This window comes from Frankia sp. CcI156 (assembly GCF_001983015.1).
GTDB lineage: Bacteria > Actinomycetota > Actinomycetes > Frankiales > Frankiaceae > Frankia > Frankia casuarinae.
The window spans coordinates 1-21060 of record NZ_MOMD01000054.1; the positions used below are offsets into that span (position 1 = coordinate 1).

The 21060-nt window shown below is 68.1% G+C and carries 18 protein-coding genes and 2 pseudogenes; 15 read left to right on the top strand and 5 right to left on the bottom strand.

Features of this window, described 5'->3' with window-relative positions:
• The first annotated feature begins 114 nt into the window (after positions 1–114).
• The 4 genes from CcI156_RS18185 to CcI156_RS18200 all read left to right on the top strand — a co-directional run bounded on the left by CcI156_RS18185 (position 115) and on the right by CcI156_RS18200 (position 4082).
• A complete protein-coding gene (locus CcI156_RS18185; protein WP_083718630.1) occupies positions 115–1800 on the top strand; it encodes a DEAD/DEAH box helicase family protein in 1686 nt (561 codons plus the stop codon).
• Positions 1793–2395, top strand: a complete 603-nt coding sequence (locus CcI156_RS18190; protein WP_076807071.1) for a hypothetical protein — start codon at positions 1793–1795, stop codon at positions 2393–2395. Before CcI156_RS18185 ends, CcI156_RS18190 begins: the two co-directional genes overlap by 8 nt.
• Before the next feature lie 2 nt (positions 2396–2397).
• Positions 2398–2838, top strand: a complete 441-nt coding sequence (locus CcI156_RS18195; protein ID WP_023841385.1) for a very short patch repair endonuclease — start codon at positions 2398–2400, stop codon at positions 2836–2838.
• Positions 2839–2900: 62 nt separating this feature from the next.
• Positions 2901–4082, top strand: a complete 1182-nt coding sequence (locus tag CcI156_RS18200) for a DNA cytosine methyltransferase (RefSeq protein WP_076807073.1) — start codon at positions 2901–2903, stop codon at positions 4080–4082.
• A gap of 109 nt (positions 4083–4191) precedes the next feature.
• Here CcI156_RS18200 and CcI156_RS18205 read toward each other — a convergent pair whose 3' ends face one another.
• Together CcI156_RS18205 and CcI156_RS18210 are read right to left on the bottom strand one after the other, a co-directional pair.
• Complete coding sequence (locus CcI156_RS18205) at positions 4192–4566, bottom strand: hypothetical protein (protein WP_083718632.1); 375 nt, start codon at positions 4564–4566, stop codon at positions 4192–4194.
• Entirely contained in the window at positions 4563–4931 is a 369-nt protein-coding gene (locus CcI156_RS18210) for a hypothetical protein (protein ID WP_023841388.1), read from the bottom strand. Before CcI156_RS18210 ends, CcI156_RS18205 begins: the two co-directional genes overlap by 4 nt.
• Before the next feature lie 351 nt (positions 4932–5282).
• Between CcI156_RS18210 and CcI156_RS27870 the strand changes: the two are divergent.
• The 5 genes and pseudogenes from CcI156_RS27870 to CcI156_RS18235 all read left to right on the top strand — a co-directional run.
• Positions 5283–5399, top strand: a pseudogene (locus CcI156_RS27870) (kinase); the annotation flags it as partial.
• Positions 5400–5514: 115 nt separating this feature from the next.
• Positions 5515–6699: a tyrosine-type recombinase/integrase gene (locus tag CcI156_RS18220; RefSeq protein ID WP_076807075.1), complete on the top strand. Its 1185-nt coding sequence runs from the start codon at positions 5515–5517 to the stop codon at positions 6697–6699.
• Positions 6696–9263, top strand: coding sequence for a site-specific integrase (locus CcI156_RS26300; protein ID WP_076807077.1), 2568 nt, complete (start codon positions 6696–6698; stop codon positions 9261–9263). Before CcI156_RS18220 ends, CcI156_RS26300 begins: the two co-directional genes overlap by 4 nt.
• A complete protein-coding gene (locus CcI156_RS18230; protein WP_023841391.1) occupies positions 9260–9880 on the top strand; it encodes a DUF6262 family protein in 621 nt (206 codons plus the stop codon). Before CcI156_RS26300 ends, CcI156_RS18230 begins: the two co-directional genes overlap by 4 nt.
• Before the next feature lie 246 nt (positions 9881–10126).
• A complete protein-coding gene (locus tag CcI156_RS18235) occupies positions 10127–12874 on the top strand; it encodes a hypothetical protein (RefSeq protein ID WP_139341534.1) in 2748 nt (915 codons plus the stop codon).
• A gap of 336 nt (positions 12875–13210) precedes the next feature.
• Here the strand turns inward: CcI156_RS18235 and CcI156_RS18240 are convergent, their stop codons facing one another.
• On the bottom strand, positions 13211–14293 hold the full coding sequence (locus tag CcI156_RS18240) for an ISAs1 family transposase (RefSeq protein WP_083718640.1): 1083 nt from the start codon (positions 14291–14293) through the stop codon (positions 13211–13213).
• Positions 14294–14559: 266 nt separating this feature from the next.
• Between CcI156_RS18240 and CcI156_RS18245 the strand changes: the two are divergent.
• Positions 14560–14955 (top strand): annotated as a pseudogene (locus CcI156_RS18245) (kinase); the annotation flags it as partial.
• Positions 14956–15105: 150 nt separating this feature from the next.
• Here CcI156_RS18245 and CcI156_RS27115 read toward each other — a convergent pair.
• Positions 15106–16635 carry a helix-turn-helix domain-containing protein gene (locus CcI156_RS27115; RefSeq protein ID WP_371681820.1) on the bottom strand — a complete coding sequence of 510 codons (1530 nt, stop codon included), beginning with the start codon at positions 16633–16635 and terminating at the stop codon, positions 15106–15108.
• 585 nt (positions 16636–17220) lie between these two features.
• Here CcI156_RS27115 and CcI156_RS18255 point away from each other — a divergent pair.
• A complete protein-coding gene (locus CcI156_RS18255) occupies positions 17221–18408 on the top strand; it encodes a hypothetical protein (RefSeq protein ID WP_083718634.1) in 1188 nt (395 codons plus the stop codon).
• A gap of 27 nt (positions 18409–18435) precedes the next feature.
• Here the strand turns inward: CcI156_RS18255 and CcI156_RS18260 are convergent, their stop codons facing one another.
• On the bottom strand, positions 18436–18768 hold the full coding sequence (locus CcI156_RS18260; protein ID WP_023841398.1) for a hypothetical protein: 333 nt from the start codon (positions 18766–18768) through the stop codon (positions 18436–18438).
• Positions 18769–18852: 84 nt separating this feature from the next.
• Here CcI156_RS18260 and CcI156_RS18265 point away from each other — a divergent pair, with 84 nt between their 5' ends.
• The 4 genes from CcI156_RS18265 (at position 18853) to CcI156_RS18280 (ending at position 21038) form a co-directional block, all read left to right on the top strand.
• Positions 18853–19548 (top strand): ATP-binding protein, encoded by a 696-nt coding sequence (locus tag CcI156_RS18265; RefSeq protein WP_076807087.1) that lies wholly within the window; start codon positions 18853–18855, stop codon positions 19546–19548.
• Complete coding sequence (locus tag CcI156_RS18270; protein WP_023841400.1) at positions 19545–19901, top strand: hypothetical protein; 357 nt, start codon at positions 19545–19547, stop codon at positions 19899–19901. The genes CcI156_RS18265 and CcI156_RS18270 overlap by 4 nt, the downstream gene beginning before the upstream one ends.
• Before the next feature lie 127 nt (positions 19902–20028).
• Positions 20029–20502: a hypothetical protein gene (locus CcI156_RS18275; protein ID WP_254665616.1), complete on the top strand. Its 474-nt coding sequence runs from the start codon at positions 20029–20031 to the stop codon at positions 20500–20502.
• Positions 20503–20654: 152 nt separating this feature from the next.
• Positions 20655–21038, top strand: coding sequence for a hypothetical protein (locus CcI156_RS18280; RefSeq protein ID WP_023841402.1), 384 nt, complete (start codon positions 20655–20657; stop codon positions 21036–21038).
• The last annotated feature ends 22 nt before the right edge of the window (positions 21039–21060 follow it).

Genomic DNA, 21060 nt, shown 5'->3' on the forward strand with positions numbered 1-21060 from the left:
AATACCGATAAGACCAGCGTTGGAAGCCCGGCTCCCAGCGCCTTCCCGCATGCCCGGAACCAGCCCCTCCGCGGTCCAGCAATTCACTCCTCAGACCAAGTGGGAGGAGGTGGAGTGAAGACTTCCTTCATGGACCCCGCGTTCCTTCACGAGATTGGCCCTGTCGCGTTTGCCCGGCAGGTGGAGCGCCTGCTGCGGCATCTGGGGTTCACCAACATCGTCAATATCGACGGTTCCAATGATCAGGGTGGCGACCTTCTCGCYGACCGCCTCGGCGAGCGGTGGGTTTTCCAGGCAAAGTGGAAGGCAAGGGCGGCGGTACCATCTAGCGCGATTGACGAGGTCGTTCGGGCGCGCGCTTACTATCAGACGGATCGGGCTGCCGTCGTCACAAACTCCCGCTTTGGTCCTTCAGTTGACCGACGCCGCGACGAGCTGCTGCGCGTAGGGGTGCGGGTCGACCTGTGGTCAGGCAAGGAGCTCGTCGAGCTCTACGCCGACGAGYGCGTCACCCGTCCGCGCTTGCCTGAGCGTCCCCTACGGCCATACCAGGCGGAGGCGTTCCAGCGGTTGGTAGAGGATCTTGAGGAACACGGTAGGGCGTTACTCGTCCTCGCTACTGGACTCGGGAAGACCGTCATCGGTGGTGAGGTCATTGCTCGCCACCTTCGCCGTCGGCCGGCTGACCGTGTCCTCGTCGTGGCGCACACGAAGGAGTTGGTCGAGCAGCTAGAGCGGGCGCTATGGCACCACGTCGGTAAGGAGACCCGTACCCAGCTCCTGACTGGGGACCACAAGCCGGACGACCTGCGCGGGATCACCTGCRCCACCGTCGCGAGCGCTCTGTCCTATGTGAAAGGAGGCTATCGACCGGGGCTGGTGATGGTGGACGAGGCTCATCACGTCGCCGAGGACGGGYAGTTCGCGGAGCTACTCGATCTCCTTCGTGACGTGCAGCACTTCGGAGTTACCGCGACGCCCTGGCGTGGAGACCGGTTCGACATCCGGCATCGTTTCGGCGAACCCAGTTACACCCTCGGCATCGAGGATGGGATGCGGCTCGGTTACCTCGCCGAAGTACGGTACCGCCTGTTTGCCGATAACATCGACTGGGATTTCGTTCGGGAAGCGAGTCGTCACCGATATACCATTAAAGATCTTAATGCTCGGCTATTCGTAGCGGAACGCGACGAGGCAATCCGCGATCAGCTAGTAGACACCTGGGCACGTACAGTTGAGCCTCGCGCCGTAGTGTTCTGCCGCACGATCGAACACGCCGAACGGATGGCCACCCTCCTTAACGGAGTGCCGCAATGGCGAGGAGCCGAGGCAGTCCACGCAAGCCTTGACCAGCGAGACCGGCAACTTCGCCTGATGAGGTTCCGCTCCGGTGAGACACCGATCATCACCGCGGTCGACATTCTCAACGAAGGCGTCGACGTACCTGACGTGAACATCATCTGTTTCGCTCGCGTTACTCACAGTCGGCGGATCTTCGTTCAACAGCTGGGTCGTGGCCTGCGTCTACGAGAGGGCAAGACGCATGTCGAAGCCCTCGACTTCGTTAGCGACATCCGGCGGGTCGCCGCGATCATGAATCTGCGAGAGCGGGTGTCCGCCGACGAGATCGAGACGCTACGCTTGTCCGGCGCTGGCACCCGGTTTGAGTTCATGGACCGAGCCGTCGAGAGCCTAATGCAGGAATGGATCAAGGACGCGGCAAGCCTGGAGACGGCGCTGGACKAAGCACGACTACAGTTCCCCTCCCCTGAGGTCTTCTCGGGTACATGGCATGAGTGACATCCCCGAACCGCTACGCCGCGAGATCATCGCGGAGATCTTCGACCGAGCCGACCAGCTCGACTGGGATGGCCTCAGCCAGGCGGAGCGCTCCAGGGCCTACGACAGCTGGGTTGATGATCCCCAGATTGGGGCGGTCCTTCTCCGCTTCCTCGCTCCCGAACGCGCCAGAGTGTGGATCAAGGACGTGCCGATGAAGCACTACGATCGCGCCCGCCGCGGTATCGGCCCCTACGCCCCCCTGGTACGCCGCCGGCTTCCTGGGCCCGATCATCTGGCTCGTCAGGTGCTCGGCCCTGGCTGGTCCATCCGGGAGCAGACCATTCGCGCTAAGCCCAACCGCTGCGAAGTCAGCGACGGCCGCACCGATCGGTTGATGATTTGGGGGAAACCGGCCAACTTTCGCGCGCTGATCTGGGYGGGTATCAACGCTGAGGTCGACCACGAGCCCACGCCCCTCCTCGTCGTCGTCAGTCGCCAGGGACAGCGGTTGAGCGACGGGGAGATCACCCGGCACGCCCTTCTGGCAAAGCAGGCGGGACTCGAAGTTCGACACACCACAGTGCGTGATACTCCAACCACGGGGGCGGACTGACGATGCGCGATCCAGAGGTCACCAGCAGGATCATGTCCGCCGTCAGGTCCCGGGACACCAAGGCCGAGGTCGGTCTCCGTCAAGCATTGTGGCGACGTGGGCTACGTTACCGTATTCGTAGCCGTCTACCTGGGAAGCCCGACATTGTCTTCCCGACACCTCGTGTGGCCGTCTTCGTTGATGGTGATTTCTGGCACGGTAATGCCTGGCGGGTGCGCGGCATGCCGACCTTCGATAGTCAGTTCGAGCGGATGAACAACCCTGACTTCTGGCGGAAGAAGATCCGGAACAACATGGCCCGCGACGAGCGGGTGACCCATGAATTGCAACAGGCAGGGTGGACCGTCTACCGAGTCTACGAGTCACGGCTCCAGAAAAACCTCGGCGACGTCGCGGACGAGGTCGAATACCTCGTACGCTCCCAAGCCTCTCGACACACCTGAAAAAATTCGACATAATAGGCCTAAGGTGGACAACTTTCGGGAAGTAGGGGCGTGGTGGCCGAATGCCAAGATCGGTAGAGATCTTCGCTGGTGGTGGCGGTATGGCGCTCGGTATGCGTAACGCCGACTTCGAGYACGAGCAGCTTGTCGAGAAGGAGTCCAAGCCCAGTCACATCCTCCGCGCCAACGCCGAGCGTACCCCATCGCTGTGGAAGAGTGACAATGTCCGCGAGATGGACGTCCTCAAATGGTTGGAGGAACTTGACGATCTACATCTTGATGGTGTAGATCTTGTCGCCGGTGGGCCACCTTGCCAGCCGTTTTCGATCAGTGGGGTACATGCGGGCCACAACGATAAGCGCAACATGTTCCCCGCCGCGATCGAGACGGTTCGCAGACTTCGCCCGAAACTATTCGTGTTCGAAAATGTGCCAGGACTGCTGCGACCCAATTTTCTACCATATTACAACTACATCTTCGACCAGCTCTCCAACCCAGATATCATGCCCCGAACCGACGAGTCGTGGCAGACTCACTGGAGCCGAGTAAGGCAAGGGGATCGCAATGGACTCGCCTATCGAGTCTATCGATCCAAGATCAACGCTGCGGATCTTGGTGTCCCGCAAGTAAGAGAGCGCGTCTTCCTTGTCGGCATTCGAACCGACGTCGCGAACTTCGATAGTTGGCCTGGTATTGCGGCCAGCCATAGCAGGGATCAGCTCCTACGCGCGCAATGGTTGACAGGGGAATATTGGGAAGAGCACGAGATTCTTGAACGGCCAGACATTCCGCCGCGGCTCGCTGCGCGGGTACGCACGCTCCGCCAGCAAGAATTTGATACGGCGGATCAGTTTCGCTGGAAGACCACACGTGACGGGTTGTGTGGCCTACCGGAACCCATCGACAATGTTGACCATGAGGAATTCGTCAACCACCGCGGGATTCCCGGCGCGCGCACCTACAAACGGCATACCGGCGGATTGATAGACTGGCCGGCCAAGACCCTCAAGGCGGGAGTGCACGGGGTCTGCGGAGGGGAAGCGATGATCCGCTTCCACGACGAGTCAGTCCGCTACTTGACCGTCYGAGAAGCAGCTCGAATTCAATCATTCCCGGACAACTATGAGTTCCCAGCGACACGGACGGCGGCCATGCGGGCGATCGGAAACGCCGTAGCCGTAAGCGTGGCGGAACGAATTGGCCGCAGCCTCCTCGAACACACCGGTCTACTGGAAGCGGAATAGCTATTCGGTTGCACCCTGATTAGGTGGCTTGCCAGACCCCCTACGGTCCCAAGTGGCTGACCGARCTCGGGGCTTGGAGTGCCGCGTGCCTGTCGCTGCGTCCAAAGGGTCAGGCCCGTTCGCCTGCAACATCCTTCCGTTTTGGGTGCTGGAGGCAGGCTCCGGCATCGATGGTGGTCGCGGCGCGGATCARCATCCAGGCGAGGGCGTGCGCTTCCTGCGCGGTGAGGTACTCGATGCCGCTGCGGGTGGGCGCACGATCACCGAAGTCGGCACTGACGACCGCGGGATGGACGGTGGACGCCGTCATCCGCTGTTCGACCCGTACGCGCAGCAGGCCRCTCGCGGACCGCAGCCCAGGTATCTCCGGGATGTCGATCTCCGCGATCTCCGCAATGTGGTGGTCGCYGGGGCCACCGGGTTCGGGACGGAGATGGCCCTCTGGAAGCTGGCACCACGCGGGGCAGGAGTCGCTGGCGGTCACCGGATCACCCGCTGTGTCACGACGCCGCTGCCTGCCGAGGAACGCATGCCGAGAGGGGTGTGCCAGACGAGGCGGAGGTTCCGTCCGGCCACTGCGAAGATCCTGACGGCGTCCTCCGCGTGGGCACACGACGCGTGAAGGGTCGCGCCACCCGCGATGACAAAGGCGTGGTCGTCGAACTGGAAGCCCCAGCCGAACACCGCATCCTCCAACAGACCGACGTCCTGCTCGACGAGCGCGAATAGACGGGGCGCGTGCCTGGCGATAAACGACTCCAGCACCCCGGGCACATCTTGGAACGCTCCGAGCCAGGCAACGTCAGCCCGGAGTTGATCGTCGGGCTCGGCACTGAACTCAATGGTCATGCAGGTCGGTCCTTTCCAACTACACGCCGGGCGGGGCAGCTCCACGCCACCAGGGCAGCCGACATCAAGACGGTCCTTCGTGGCGGACGAGCGGACACTGTCACACCATCGCCCGGACAGCCGCCGGCGTCATTCCCGCCGCGACGAACGATCTGCTCGCGCGGCATCGTCTACGTGACCTGCGCGAATGYGGAGACTGAGCGCTATCTCTTCGTGGGCGTAGCCCACGTCACGCACGTCTGCAAAGCGAGCGCGGCCGGATGCGCCGATCACCTACCGTCACGGGCGTCCGGACTGGCTGTCGGTCGTGGTGTCGGTACTGGCAGCATCGTGGAGGTGCCGGACGAGGCGATGGCAGGATCAGCGACGACCATGCTGGTGGTGATTCGCGGCAACTCGGGAGCGGGGAAGAGCTCGGTCGCGCGGGCGCTACGAGCGCGGGCTGGGCGTGGTGTCGCGCTGGTGGAGCTTTCCGACCGTCCTCCTGGTRCACGTGACGTCTGCGGCGGCGTGGATCGTTGATCCTTCTGGGCCTCTAACCTTTCATGATCTCTACGTTCGGGACGTGGGGATGTGAGGATGCGTGGACCGCAGACGGGTCGTTGGGCAGATACGAGTGCAGGAGATCGTCTTCGGTGGCGGTCGCCGGGCGTGGACGATCCTGTGGCCCGAGGGCGCGGTCTACGAGGACGCGGACCGGTTCCTGCGTCGGTATGAGGGCGAGCCAGGTACGCAGCGGACGTACGCGTACTTGCTGGTGGATCATCTGCGGTGGTTGGAACGCGAAGCACTCCAGCTTGAGGCAGTGCGGCTGCGGGATCTTCAKCGGTACATGGGGATCGTCGGCGCCGAGGTGCGGATGCCGCTGGGCGAGCCATGGCGGGTCGGCAAGCGGYCCTACAGCGCGACGACCTTGGGCACCGCGGCATCGGTGCTGAAGGGCTTCTACCTCGGACTCTCGGACGAGCATCGCCACGTCGAGCTCCGGCGAGACCTGGACCAGGTTCGATTGCCCTCGAAGTTGGACCGGAACAGGTCGTTGCTGGGGCATGTGACCTCGACGATGCCGGCCAACCCGCTGGCACCGGGCAAGGGCACCCAGCGGCATCCGAAGATGCTGCCGGACGAGGGCCGTGGCCGGCTGCTGCGGAGAGCGACCACGGCTCGCGACCGCATGATCGTCACGTGGCTGTATGACGGCGGGTTCCGGATCGGCGAGCTGTGCGGGCTGCATCTCGCGGACCTGCACCTGCGGGAGAACGCCGGCTGCGCCCAGGCGCGCGGCGCCCACGTGCACATCTGCCACCGCGAGAGCAACGTCAACAAGGCCAGGGCGAAGACGAAACACCCCTGGCAGTTGGTGAACGGGGTCGTACAGGGCGGGTTGATCCGCCGGGTCAGCCCCGAGATGATCCACACTTACTTCGTCTACATGACCAGCGAGTACCCGCGCTCCGCGGCGAGCGGCCACGGGATGTTGCTGGTGCAGCTCGCCGGTGAGGACCACGGGCAGCCGCTGTCGGCCGCGGGTGCGCGCARCATGTTCCGCCGGGTCGGCCTGCGGGCCGGGCTCGGCCGGGTTCACCCGCACCAGGCGCGGCACACCTTCGCCACAGCGGTCCTGGACGCCTCGGGCGGCAACCTCACGATCGCCCGCGACGCCGGCGGTTGGGCGTCCGCCGCCACGGTGGACCAGATCTACGGCCATACCGACATCCACGATCCCCAGTTCGACGCGGCCCTGCGCAAGGTCTGGAACCAGACGTGACCGAGACCGCCGCCCGACTCGCCCTGCCGCGGCCCAGCCGGGAGTCGCGGGACCGGTTGGAAGTTCTGACCGCTCTGATCGGCGGGCCGGGTTTCGACCCGCTGTTTCGGGACGATGTCATCCGCGTCCCGCGCGACCATCCGGCGCTGCACTGGAACTGCCTGATCGAGGGCTGCGACGGTTACATCCGTGCCCGCGAGCTGTGCGGGAATCACCTGATCCGCTGGCGCGAGGCACAGGCCGCCGGCGTGGAACGGCTGGAGTTCCTGCGCACCGCCGCGCCGGTCGCCGCGCAGAAGCGGCTGGCCGCGCCTGGCGGCTGTCGGGTGCCGCGGTGCGGCCGGCCTGCGGAGCGGAAGGTGTTCGCCGAGTTGTGCGCCTTCCACCTGCGCCGCTGGCAGAAGCGGGCCGGGTCTGTGCGCGTGCTGGAAGACGGCGAGTTCGAGGCGTGGATGGTCGTCCAGGCGCCGCGCGCCTCGTTCGGCGCGTGCGCCGCGCAGTGCTGCACGGATCTGGCCCGCTCACCGCTGCGGCTGTGTGAGGACCACGAGAAGCTCTACCGACGGGCTGGGCGCCCCGGCGGCGCCCAGCTGCCATCCAACTGGGGCCGCTGGTTCGATCGCCGTGGTCGCAGCGTCGCGGTCTCCTATGACGACGAGCCGGCGTTTCGACGCTGGTGCCGCCAGGTGCAGCCGGCCGCCCGGCCGGGGCAGATCAGCCTGCACGGCCTGAGCCCACTGGTCACGGCGGAACTGAAATGGGCCCTGCATGCCTACAGCCAGCGCAGCGATCACACCCGGTGGTGGATGCACGCGATCCTGCGAGTCGTCGACGGCTGCCGCGGCCTCACCTCGATGGCGGACTACGACCTCGTCGGCGCAGGCGCGCACGAGCGGATGATCGTGTCCGAGATCCGCCGCGATCTGGAGATCGTCTACGTGGCGCCGAGCGAGAGCAAGACGGCCGGATACATCGACTTCGAGCACTTCGGCCGCAGGATCACCCATCTCAACAGCAGGTTCGACCTGACCCAGATTCCGCAACGGTGGCTCCGTGATCTGCTCTGGGACCACCTCGCGGACCTTCTGCGCTCGGTCGACTGCCCCCGCGGCCGGGGCACCTTCTTCGCGATCCGCGTCGCGGTCCAGGAACTCGGGGCGTTCCTGGAGGCCAACGCTCCCGCCRCCGGCCAGGACCCGTCGCTACTGCGCGCGGCACACGTCGATCAGTTCGTTGCCGATCATCGTCGCCGAGCCCGAGACCAGCTACCGGCGCTCCGGCCCAGCTACCATGCCAAGCGGCCCGTCGTCACCGACGTCAACTGCAAGAGCACCTTCGAGATTCTTCGCAGGATCATGCGGGCGGCATTGGAGTCCGGTCGCACCGAGCAGATCGGGCTGGACCGGGAGTTCGTCGCCGCCTTCCCCACGGRAGACAAGCCGATCTTCCGGCCTCGCAGCCCCTACACCGACGACACCGCCCGCGCCCTCGCTGACCCAGCCAACCTCGCCCTGCTCGACCAGACCGACATCGAAGGCCGGGGAGCCCGCGACATCTGGGAAACGATCGTGGTCACCGGGCGGCGGGCCGGCGAGGTTCTCGGGCTACGGCTGGACTGCGTCGGAATCTACAACGGCGTTCCGCTCCTCTGGCACGATCAGACCAAGGTCGGCAACTACAACGAGGCCATCCGCATCCCCGACTACCTTCACGAGCGGCTGCGGGAACGGCAACGCACGACCATCACMCGTTTCGAGCAGCGCTACGCGCGGACCCCGACATCGCAGGAACGCACGACCATGGCGATGTTCCCCCGCGGCCACAAGAACCCGCGTGGCACTCACGCCGTCAGCTACACCTGGTTCCACGGGCACTTCCGCCGCTGGCTGCACGGCCTCAACCTGGGCCCGGCGGTTCCGCACCAGGCCCGCCACACGCTCGCGACCAGACTGCTGGCCGCCGGCGCCAGCCTGACGCACATCAAGCGCTACCTTGGCCACGTCTCCGAACGGATGACCGAACACTATGCGAAGGTCGCGCTCAGCGACCTCGACGACGTTCTCCAGCAGGTATGGGTCACCGGCCCCGGCGCGCCCCAACCCGGCCAGCTGATCTCCGACAAGGTGACACCGCTGCCGCACGAGCAGGTCCACGCCCTCGCGATCGATCTTGGACGGCGCGCCACCCCGACTGAAGGTGGGATCTGCACCTACCAGGTCGTCGTTGACGGCGGCGCCTGCCCGTGGAAGCTGGACTGCGAGCACTGCGACAAGTTCGTGATGACCGGCGCCGACCTGCACTACTGGCGGCGCAAACGCGAGCAGTGGTACTCCCTGGCCGAACGCGCACCCACCGACGAGATGGCCGACTGGCTGCACCAGCAGTTCGAGCCCACCGCCCGCGCCATCATCGGCCTKGAACGCGCCCTCGCCGGACTCGGCCTGCTCGACGACGCACTCGCGCTGGACCTGCGCCGCCCCCAGGACTACTTCCACCGCCTCTGGACCACCGGCTTCCGCACCACCGACCTGGCCACCATCGGCGGCGCGGACGCCAGCGCATGACCAACCTGGACGCGGGAGTAGCGCGCACGACGGCCGCCAACCAGGCCCGCCAGCAGGCCACCCGCGACAAGCTCACCCGTGTTGAGGCGACGCTGCGCACCCTGCGCCGCGAGCGAATTCCGATCACCTACCCGGCCGTCGCCCGACGGGCCGGCGTCTCGCGCACCTTCCTTTACCAGAACACCGACGCCAACAAACTGATGACCACGGCGATCGCCGCCAGCGGCGACCAGCGACGCCGAACCCAGGAAGCACACGACGCGCAGGTCGAAGCATCCTGGCACCAGCGGGCTCTCAACGCCGAGGACGCCATCAAGGTCGCTTACGCCGAAATCGACACCCAACGGGAACGGATCAGCATCCTCCTCGGACAACTCCGTGACCTGCATGCCGAGTACACCGAGGGCACCGCCCAACGCCTCGCAGAGGAGAACGGCGCGCTCAAGCAGCGTGTTCGCCAACTCGCCGACGGCAACCGGAGCCTGGAGCAGAAGTTGCACGCCGCCCGCTCCAACAACCGCTTCCTCGACAAACGCCTCGCCGACCTTGAAGCCGAACTCGTCGACGCACAGTTGAACCGACCGACAGGCTCCCGACCTGATCGTCCTGATCGGTGACCTACGCGGTCGGAAGCCACCCCGCCCTACAGGGGCGGACCCCCGGTCATTCCGGCGCTGACGATCGCGACCTGGAGACCATGATTCAATATGCGCTTCGATCGATGAGCGGATGATGAGCCGACCGCCGGCGCTGACGGGGGTTCTGGTAGACAACGCTCGTCGGCTCCTCGCCGGCACAGGCACGTCTCGGCGGCTGGCGTGTCAGGCACCGATATCAACTCGCCGCCTCACCCAGGGAGGGCAATGACCGGGCTGGGGGCTTTGGCCGCCGCGGGCGGGGTGCGTCTGCTCGCGTCCGTGGCTTCGCCCGCGGCTCGGGCGCTCGCGCGGAAGGCGACGTTCCGGCGGGCGGTCTGTCGCCGCGTACGCAAGCGGGTCAAGTGGCCGTGTCCGTGGCGCGCCTATCGGAAGTGGCTCAAGACCCTCACGGCGGAGGAGCTCGCTGCGCCGGTCGAGGAGATCCAGGCGCACCTGGCCGCTCGTCTCGACGCGATGCTGGCCGCGGCGTCGACAGACTGGGTGCAGTCGCCGGAGCACCTATCACGGGCACTGCGTTTGGTTGAGTTGACGTACCCGGCGATCGCCGCCGGACTTGGCGACGCCAATCGGACGGCGATATGCGAGAGCTGGGCGCAGCAGCGCAGCTTGCAAGTGCGGGACCTGCTCCTCCAACTGGTCGGCCCCGGCGCCGGGCTCAGCTCGCCCGACCTGGCCTGCGCCCTGGAAGCCCGCTCGCGAGCGCGGCGCGCGGTACGCCTGCAGCCCTATGAACTGGACGAGGACACGCTGGCGCCGCACTTCGCGCACGTCGAGATCGTGCAGGTTCCGGCGGGCGAGGTCCGGGTGCTGCTTGGCGACTTCGGCTCCGGCAAGTCTGAAATCGGCGAGGCCTGGCACCGGGCCCGCATCACAGACCTCGCCGCGCACGAGTCGGCGCCGTTCCCCGTCTGGTGCAACGCCCGCGACCTCGTCGCCGAGTCGCTGGAGGCTGCCGTTGAACGGCAGGTGGGCGCCGCGTGGCGGCACGGCCGCGGCGCCGCCGCCGTCGTCGACGGCGCCGACGAGGTGGACCCATTCACCGCGCAGGCGCTGCTGGAAGCGGCGCGGACGACCGTTCGGACGTTCACGAACGTCCGCATGCTGCTCACAGCGCGGCCCGGCGTCCTCGCGCCCACGGATGCAGAGGAGCTGACGGCGCCGCTTCTGGCCGATGACGAGGCTCAGAGCCTGGTTGAACTGGCAGGGGGGCGAGCACACGACACGTGGCAGTGGACGGCCAACATGCGCACGACCGTCGCGCGGCCGTTCTTCGCGCTCGCCGCCGGCGCGATGCTAGCGCGGGACGAGGCGCCGCGCGGTGAGGCCGACCTGATCCGGGGGCTCGTCGAGGACGCTCTCAAGCACGGGAAGCAGCGCGCGGCGGTCACCTCGACCGAGACGCGATCGGTCCTCACAGCGATGGCCGTGGCACTCACCCGCTCCGGCACCGACGGGCTTTCGTTCGGCGACCGCCAGATCGCTCGGTCAAGCCGGCTCGTCGCCGACGCCGTCGATGGCACGGCCCGGTTCTCGCTGCCGATCTTCCAGCACTGGTTCGCGGCCCAGGCGCTCTTGTCAGGAGATGTGCCCGCCAGCGAAGTCATGGCTGACGCGATGAGCTTCAACCGATGGCGCTGGGCCGCGGCTGTGGCCGCCCTCAGCGCGAACGGGCCTGACGCCGTTGACGACCTGCTCACCGCGTGGGTCGCGGCGAACCCGGGCGCAGCCGCCTGGATCCTCAAGACGGCCTTCGCCGGTCACCGGGACTGGCGCGCGCCGGACGACAAAGCGCTCGACCCGACGACAAGCGGCGCGCGCCTGCTCCGCGCGCTGCGCACCTGGACTGACGCGCTAGGAGGCCTCGCTGCCGACACCGTCCCGTGGCCGGTCGTGGCAGGCCCGGTCGAACTGGGCGTCGCCGTGTCTGGGCCCCGCATCGACGTCGGGTTCGCCAGGTCCGCGCCGGCGGCGGATCTCGTAACCGAGCTGCCGCAGGGAGTGCATCCATTGGCTGGCGGATCGACGGTGGGCTGGTCGGCGTGGATCAGCGGCGGAGCGCCCGAAGGCGACGTCTGGCCGTGGACCATGGTCCGCAACCAGGTCGCCAAGGCGACGATCGAGAGGCTGTCCTGGGACCATCGGCTGGGTGCCTCGGACGGCGTGTGGGTCGCCGAGCACCGCTTCGACCTCGCGCGGCGGYTGCTCAACCGGGGCTCGCGATTCCAACAGCCGCTGCCCGCCGAACGGGTACGCGCGCAGGCCGTAAAAATCCTCGACGCGGTCGGCGGGGCACGCAACGCGAGGATCGTGCTCAACGGCCGGAAGATCGGCGGCAGTGACCTCGACGACCTCGTCCGCTGGATCGACGACAGTGCCGCGGAACACGTGGAGTCCCACCTGCCAACCGCGGACATCGAGCATCCGACCGGCGGGTGGGTCTGGGACCGGTTCTCGCCACAGCGACTCATGGAGTTCGAGGTCGAGGTCTACGGCCGCGCCTGCGACGCCTACGACGAGGCCGCGGCGCACGCGTTCGCTCGACTCAGCTGGTCAATGCCGGGTGCGGCGCTCGCGCCGTTCGGCGTCGTCATGGAATTCACAAGCGCCAGCGGCGACCAACCGCCGGGCCTATCGCTGACGCGAGTGCCGGTGGCGCTGCTCCCACAGTTCGCCGCCGAACGCGAGCCGGCCATCCGGTCCGCATCCGGCCGAGCGATCATCGCTTACGCCGAGCCGGAACCGTCAGCAGACCGGTTCCCGGCGATGCTCGGACAGGTACGGGCCTGGCTGGCGCAGCGCGGACGCGAGTCGACCGCCAGCCTGGGCTKGGCCCACACCGCCGCGGACGACATGGCCGAAGTMCGACCCGCGTCCAGCGTCGCCGCCCGCTGGCTGAGCGACGACCTGAAGAATCTAGGGCTGGCCACCGGGACTTTCCCCCAGCTCCGGTAACTGCGGAGCGAAGGARAGCACCGCCTCGATCACATCCGATCATGGTCAAGCGACGCCGATCTCTCCAGAATCATGCTGGAACCCGTGCTCATTTCTCCCACCCGATGACCGTTGTCGGCCGCCTGCGCGGCGCTCGCTACCGACACCCGACTCTCGGGAAACCGTGTAAGGCTTCGCATGCGACAGCCCACGTCGCGAACATGTTCACGACGTGGATGCCCAGCCTGGAGGCGACTCAACACTTTTGGCGGTTGGTAAGGTCGAGCAGGACTACCTGCGCCGGGTGGTGCTCAGAGAACGGGACGATCCCGGCCAGGGCCCCGGCAAAGTTGTCGCTTAGCAAGCAATCTTCATGATCGTCTCCAGTGGGCGTTCGGGGCGGCGGGCGTGATAACGGATTCCCGCGGCGATGTTCGTAGTACCGGCCAGGCGCAGGATCGTGATCGCGAGGTTGCGCATGCTGGCCATGACCTGGGGCGCGTTACCGGTCCGCACCTGATCGAGGTCCTCGCCGAACGTGACGTCGYGGACCCAGTGCAGCCGGTTCTCCACGTGCCAGTGCTCCCKGGTGAACGCGGCGAGCTCAGCCGGGCTCGCCTGATGGGTTGGCAGGCTCGTGACCAGGTAGGCGACCTCGGTCTCGACCAGCCCGCCGGTGAGTGGCTGACGTCGACGAGTGATCCGCACCGCCTGCACGGCGTGCGGGAACAACAGCCCGGCGCGAACCTCGGTGGCTTTCACCGTGCGCCGTTCGCGGCGGCCGTGGCCCCGCTCGACGGTCCGCGCGCTGGTCCTCACCTGGCCCCAGGGCAGAGCCGCGAGCTGGGCATACAGGCTGGGCTGGTTCGCCTTCACCGTCAGGACGTAGTGCGCCCCGCGGCCRACCAGCCAGCGAGCGGTCTCGGTCTGGGTATGCAACGCGTCCGCCGTAACGATCACACCGGCCAGGTCGAGGCCCGCGAGTAGGACGGGTAGCGCGGGGATCTCGTTCGACTTCGCGTCCACCGCGACCTGGCCGAGCACCACACCGGTGTCATGGTCGAGCGCGGCGAGCAGATGCCGACCCGCGACCTCGCCGGTGCGGGAGCCACGCAGGGTCTTGCCGTCGACCGCGACCCGCCGCCGCGTCCCCTCCCGCGGGCTGGTCACCGCGGCGGCCCAGGCTCCCAGCGCCGTGTCCAGCGCATCWGCGTCGAGGGCTGCGAACACCCGGCGGAACGTCGACTCCTCAGGCACCCGGACGATCCCGAGCGGACCGGCGACCGCCTGACCGGCATCAGCGGCCCACTCGCCGATCGCGGTGAACGACCGCGCGCCAGCGACGACCGCGCAGGTCGCCAAGGTCAGCACCACGGCCAGGCTGTACCGCCGCCCTCGGGATTTCCGTGGATCCGGCACCCGGCCGAAGACCGCCAGCAGACCCGACAACGAGGACGGGCCCTGATAGCCGTCAGTGACAGCGACAGCCAGCTGATCGAGAACAGGAACAGGCGGTGATACTGGTACGGCGGGCACGGCACCTCAGGTCGATCATGATGGCGTAGGAACCTCCATGATCTCMAGGTGTCGTGCCCGCACCCATGAAGCCCCCGACCGCGGGCCGGTCTCCCGCTACACAGCCCCACCACAAACCCCAGGCCTGACCCACCGCCTACGCGTCAGCAAACTTGCCGGGGCCCTGCGATCCCGGCGGGTTCGCTCCGGCGCTGATCGATCAGACCGTGCGTTTCTGTCTTGATCATGGTTTCCACGTTGTGCTGGAGGGCATCCTCACCGCGGCCCGCTACGCCAGCATGATCGAAGGACTGCTTGGTGCGCATCAGGGCCGGAGTTTCGTCTTCTACCTTGACGTGTCGCTGGAGGAGACGCTGCGTCGTCATGCCACCCGGCCGCAGGCGGCCGAGTTMACCAGCGAGGACATGCGCGGCTGGTACCTGCCCCGTGATCTTCTCGGGGTAGATGGCGAACAGGTCGTCCCGGAACACTCGACGCTCGACCAGACGGTCGCGTTCATCGGAGCCGCCGCCGGGCTTGTACCCGCGTCGCCCATCCGGGCGGCACCAGGCAGTCCTGCCCCATGAATCGCGCGACGGGTGCGGGTGTGCGGGATTCGTGGCCTGCCGCTCCAGACCAGGTGTCGGCTGGCCGCAGCCCATGATGCTTCCGCCAGTCGCTGCGTGCTTAGGGGATCGTGGCCTTCTTCACCGTGCCGCTGACCGCTGGCAAGCCAGTCAGYGGGGCCGATGTGGGAGGCCTGGAAGATCCACTTCAGCTTCGTAGAGGTCCTCGAAGGCGCGGACCGCCGGATCGGCTCGAAACGCGGCGAGACGAGCGCGCAGGTGTTGGACCCGGTCGGAAGTGCGTGCTGATCCTGCGCGGGCGTCGAGGCGGACGACGTGTGAGGCTTCCTCGACGGCCCGGTGGAGATCGCCTGTCTGCAGGTAGGCCTCGGCGAGCCAGGAGCGGTAGAGGGCGGCTTCGCGGGCGTGGTCTTCGTCGCAGCGGGCGACCGCGTCGACCAGCAGTGGTTCGGCGCGTTTCGGGAGGCCGAGTTCGACGTAGCAGCGGCCGGCCATCATCTGGATCTCGTTGTCGTCGAGCCAGTACACCCAGGTCGGTTCGTCGTCAGGGTGGYGCTGCTCGTAGTGCCGTTCCACCGCGGCGAGCGCCTTCTCCGTGGCCGACCGGTCGCCGGCCTTCGCATGTGCCCAGGCGATCCGTTCGTACAACAGCGCCAGAGTGGCCGGTGTGGCGGAGTCCTCCGCTCCGCGCAGGGCGGTGCGGGCCAACAGGATCGCGGTGCGCGGGTCGTGCTGATTCGCGAACTGGTAGCTCAACGTCGAGATCAGGTTCGCCGCGACCGGGCTGTTACCCGCAGCGTGCGCGGCTTTCACTCCGTCGAGATAGAAACGGCGCGCGGCCTGGGTGTGGCCGGCGTCCATCGCGACCCATCCGGCGAGCTGGCAGAGCTCCGCGACCGCGGACTGCAGCCGACGTCCGAGATGCTCATCGTAGATCGCGTCGCCGAGCACGGCGGTCGTGGCGGCGACTTCCCGGGAGACCAACTCGTGCAGGTCCCGGCCGCCGACGAAGTCATCCAGACGGCGCAGCTGCACGACCCGGCCTTCCACCGTGCGGGTAAACGCCTCGCCGATCCGCCTTCCTACGCGGGTCTCCACGACCTGGGGTGGTTCGGTCACCAGCCACTCGTGCGCGCGGCGCAGAGCCGTATCCGCGTCGATGTCCTCCTCTATGGGATCGTTGCCAGCGGGCGCGACAGAGCTCACCCGGCCCGGAAGAGCGGGCACACGCACGTGTTCGACACTGACCGGCTCAGGCCGCGGTCGGCTGCTGATCGCGGTGGCGTTGTGTGCGGTGCCGTCCTGCGCCGGCCGTGGAATGCTCTTGTGGATCTGCGCGATGAGGAGCAGATCGTCGTGGGGCATCTGCTCGCGATCATCAAGGTCAATGAGGTTGTGGATGCTGGTGCCGTAGACCTCGGCGAGCAGCGCAAGGAGCTGGGGGGTCGGCCGGCGACGCAGGGGCAGCGGCCAGTTCTCCAGCTCGCTGAGACGGGGGYCGGTCATCGGGGCCTTGCCGTGCGGGTCAAGGCCGGTGCGGGCGGCGTGAGCGTTGATACGGCCCGCGGCCTGTTGCTGAGTCCAGCCGTGCGCGATCCGGTGCGCGGCGCGGGGACGGTAGTGGTAACGGCGGGCGAACTCGATCGCGATCTCGTCGTGGGACATGCCGACGGCGCGCATCCGCTCCCGCAATTCGTCCTGCTCGACGCGATGGCTGGGCGTGGCCACGACGATCGTGAGTCCCTTCCGTGACAGAGTGTCATCTCGCGATTCCGGAGGCCTGTCCACGGTAGTCGATCGATCACGCCCCGGGGAGGCAGGGGCGGTATCGCCGCGAAACGATTGCTGCCGCCGTTGGTGTTTTCCCAGCTCACACGGGGTCGAGAAAGACGAACAGCTTCTTCGCGTTCGAGGGAATGACCGGCGGCACGGCTGGGGCGATGGTGTAACGGTTCCACTTTGCCTACCGTCAGTGAGGGCCGTTCCCATGACGTGGATCGCCGACGCCACACTCCGCGACCATCCCCCCGGACCCGGCGCCACCCGCACCGGCCGGATGGAGCCGGCGGTGTCGACCGGCCAGAGGCCGCATCGGAGTAGCCGGCTGGTCGCAGGCGCATCCATGACGGGCTCGACGGGCTTCGCCGTGGGTGGGCCTGCAGGTCCGGGCGGTGCGAGGGGCGACGACTGCGTCCTGCCGGGGAGCGGGGAGCTGGCGCGGTGAGCCGGCCGTCCGGTTGCCCGGCCTGCTGGCCGGATGCCGATGTGCGGTGGCTGGTCGAGGACACGCGACGGCGGATCGTGTCCGCGACCGCGGAACTGTGGCCGCAGTTTCGGGTGGACATCGGGCCGCTGTTCACGGCGGGCACCACGTTCGCCARCCGGGTCCAGGTCGGGGGGTCCGTGGTGTGCGCGGCGGTGCGACCTGGGGGTGCGCTGTCGCGTGTCGTCCGCGGCGACCACGGTGACCTCGCCGCGGTGCGCTCGGACGACCGCGGGTGCGCGGACCAGGTACAGGCACAGGCACAGGCAGAGCAGCTCACCGCACTGGCCGCGCACAGCGGGCTTCGGGTGGCCGCCCCGACCGCCCTGACCGGCGGGGTGCTGTTCACCCCCTGGGCGGCGGGGCCGAGCCTAGCCGCCCGCGTACAGGCCCAGCCTGCGATGCTGACCGAGCTGCTGGCCACGTTGATGGACGACCTGAGCGAACTGCACCGTGATCCGGCGCGACAGCTGCGGCAGGTCGCGGCACCGGCCCAGGCCCGCAGCCTGCCTCGGGTGGTCACCGCGGCGCTGGAGCACACGRCGGATCACTTCCACGCCGACCGGGCGCCGGCGGGGGAGGTCGGGGAGCTGCGGGCGCTCGCGGGAAGCCTGTCGATGCGGCTGGGCCGGCTGGCCGCCCGGTGGGATCCCACGGCCTGTCCCAGCGCCGGACTCGCCTTCGGGAACCTCTCCCCCGGCCACATGCTGTATCCCGACGGTTCGCCGGCGCCGATGCTGGTAGCACCCTCGCTCGGGCCCGAGGGGGAACCGGCGGACACCGGGACGCTGCTCGGCCACCTGCATCTGCTGGCGGTCGGTGCCGCGCCGAGCGTACGGGCGGACCTTGTCGAAGGCCTCGAAGCCTGGCTCGCCGGCCAGCTGGCGGCCCGCCGGGAGCAGTGGAAAGGCTGGCTGTCCGCCGTCCTCACGGTCTGGGCGGCCACCGTCTTCGACCGGGTCGTCACCGCTGAAACGCTGCCCGCCGCCCTGCCGCTCGCACCCGTCACCGCAGCGCTCCGGACCGATCCCCTGCCAGCGCTGGCCGCTCTCGACGTGCTGACCTGCGAGCTACGCCGCCGCGGCACCGATGCGGCGCTGAACGCCACCCTCAACGCGCTCGCCGGCACCACATCCGCCGGCACCGCCACCGACAGCGCAGAGCTCACCGCAACAGCCACACCCCGCTGATCTTGCCGACCCTGTTCGCCTTCCCGTTCAGAACCCGAGGTGTCTCTGCATGGCTACGGCTCTCCGCCCGTCGGCGGACAACCGGTCACTACCCGAACCTGGCCCCAGCGGCGCCTCGGCCTGCGGGGCATCGTCGCCGATGCCGGCACCGATCCGGTGATCATCGGCGAAGGGCAGGCTGGCCGCCGCGTAGGCGAACAAGCGCCCGACCAGGCGAGTGCTGCGTTCGAGCGGCTTCGTCGCACCGCCGTCCACCTCCTGGATGTTCACGTTCACCGCGATGGCGTGTGCGCGGGCTGCGGAGGCACCTGGCCGTGCGGCACCGCGGTACTCGCCGAGCACAACCTCGCGCTCGTCCACGAGACGACCCCCGCCCGATCCCCGTCTACGCCCCCGCTGCGCGAGGGCGCGACCAGGCCCGCAACCCTCCGCCGGGAGAACCCCGTGACCACCACCGCTGCCGCCCCATCCGCCCCCACCGAACCGCCCGACCAGCCGCTGCCGCACCGCATCTGGCACTACCCCGCCGCCCCGCGGTCCGCCTCCGATGCCCGCCACCACGTGACAACCCAACTCCACCACTGGGGCCTCARCAGCCTGACCGACACGGCCGCCCTCGTGACCTCCGAGCTGGTCACCAACCCGCTCGCCGCCAGCCACCACGCACGCCACAGCGGGGACGACGACCTGACCTCCCGCATCGCGATGCGCCTGACCTACAGCCCTCAGGACCTGATCGTCGAGGTGTGGGACGCAGGCGCTGGTCGCCCCACCCGCCGGACCGCCGGACCCGACGCCGAGGACGGCCGCGGCCTGCAACTGGTCACCGCCCTGAGCGGACACAGCGGCCACTACCAGGCCCGGGTCCGCACCGCCGCCGGCCACCGGCCGAAAGGCAAGGTGACCTGGGCGAGCCTGCCGCACACAACCCCATCCACCCAGGTGCCGCGGGACACCGCCGCTGGGGATCTACCGCGGCGCGCCACATCCCCCGGCCTCACCGAGACGACACAGGACCCGATCGGGTTCGACCTGGCGCTRCTGCAACGAGTACGCGACGGCCTGCGCAACCTGGACGACGGGACCCACCTCCACACCAGCAGCCACCCCCACCAGCCTGGAACAGGCGGCACAGCATGACCCGATCCGCCGACCGTTCCTGCCCACCGTGGTGCACRCAGCCCGCCGGCCACCTGGTCGCCGAACCCGCCGGCCCCGGCGACTACCACATCTCCGCGTTCACGGTCATCGACCTGCCACCGATCCCCGGCCTGCGGGACACCACCGCGATCCAGGTCGCGATCGAGCAGTACGTCACCGCCACGACCACCCACCAGCCGATGATCGCCATCGGATTAGGTGCCGACGACGCGGACAACGAAGCCCTCACCCTCGATGAGATCGACGCCCTCATCTCGGCCCTCACCCGCGCGGTCACCCGCGTCCGTACCACCTCGCCGTGCCACACACAGGACGACCATGGCCCCGTCTGACACGCCTCGGGGCACACCCCGATCCGGTACGGTCGCCGATCCACCGACGCACCCTGCCGACGCCAGCGGTCCGCGCATCCACCCACTAGCGGCCAGCCGGGCGGCCGGACCGCGCAGCAGCGGGCCCGTGGCCGGCGCGGCGCCGACCGCCACCAAGCCCACACACCCCCCACGCTCCGTGCCGATCGCGGTCACCGCGCACCTGCTCCTGATCGACCAGACGGGACGGATCCTGCTACAGCAGGCGGCGAACAGCCGGTGGGGCCTGCCCGCGACCGAGCTGCGCTTCGACGTCTCACCCCAACGCCATGTCGTCGCCTTCGCCGGGAGGGATCTGGGGATCGAGGTCGCCGAACGCGATCTCCTGCTTGCTCACGTCAGCGCGCACAGAACCACCGCGCAAGACACGATTCGTCTGGTCTTCAGCGTCGGTGTGTGGAACGGCGAACCTGCCCACAGCGCCTGGCGTCAGTGGGCCTCTCCCGGCAGACCCCCTGAGCGGATGGCCCCCTGGGACGCCCAAGCCCTTCCGGTGCTCCTCACCATCACGCCCTACACCGAGATCGGCTGGGCCAGCCCAGACTGGCCCGTCCTGCCCTGACATCCCGTGATCATTCTTTTCTACTGGGCTCCAACCTCACTGCCCGCAGACCTACCCCTGGGACGCACCACCCCGTCTCTGGAGGGGAAGCGTCACACGACCCGGCAGCCGAGCCCGCCCGCCTTCACCCCTCGACACCGAAGCCGACGCCCATGACGCCCCCGCGCACGGTCCCACCCACGCTCCGACCGGTCGTCCTGCTCGCGCGGATGCGCGATCTCCTCCCGCCCACCGAGCTGGCAGACGTGCTCGCCGCCTTCATCCCGCCCATTGACCCCGCGGGCGCGGCCTGGATTGACCTCTGCGCGGCGCTGGACGCCTATGACCACGCAGCTGAACAGAGACTGGACCTGGACGAGGCATGCCAGCAAGTCGACATCGCCGCCATGATCGCGGGGGCCGGGGTCGACGGTCTGCCGCCCTCGGCGACGAACAACGGGCGCCGCATCACGGCGTTCACGCAGCTCAGGCCAGTGGCCACCAGGCGAACAGAACGTTCCCTCCGCGGGGGACGACACGGCGATCAATCCAGCTGATCATTCTGTTTGTCTGCCTGCC

Coding starts and splice junctions, on each gene's coding strand:
- CcI156_RS18280 (WP_023841402.1), top strand. CDS start 20,655: ATGACGCCCCCGCGCACGGTCCCACCCACGCTCCGACCGGTCGTCCTG.
- CcI156_RS18210 (WP_023841388.1), bottom strand. CDS start 4,931: ATGACCATTGAGTTCAGTGCCGAGCCCGACGATCAACTCCGGGCTGAC.
- CcI156_RS18195 (WP_023841385.1), top strand. CDS start 2,398: ATGCGCGATCCAGAGGTCACCAGCAGGATCATGTCCGCCGTCAGGTCC.
- CcI156_RS18230 (WP_023841391.1), top strand. CDS start 9,260: ATGACCAACCTGGACGCGGGAGTAGCGCGCACGACGGCCGCCAACCAG.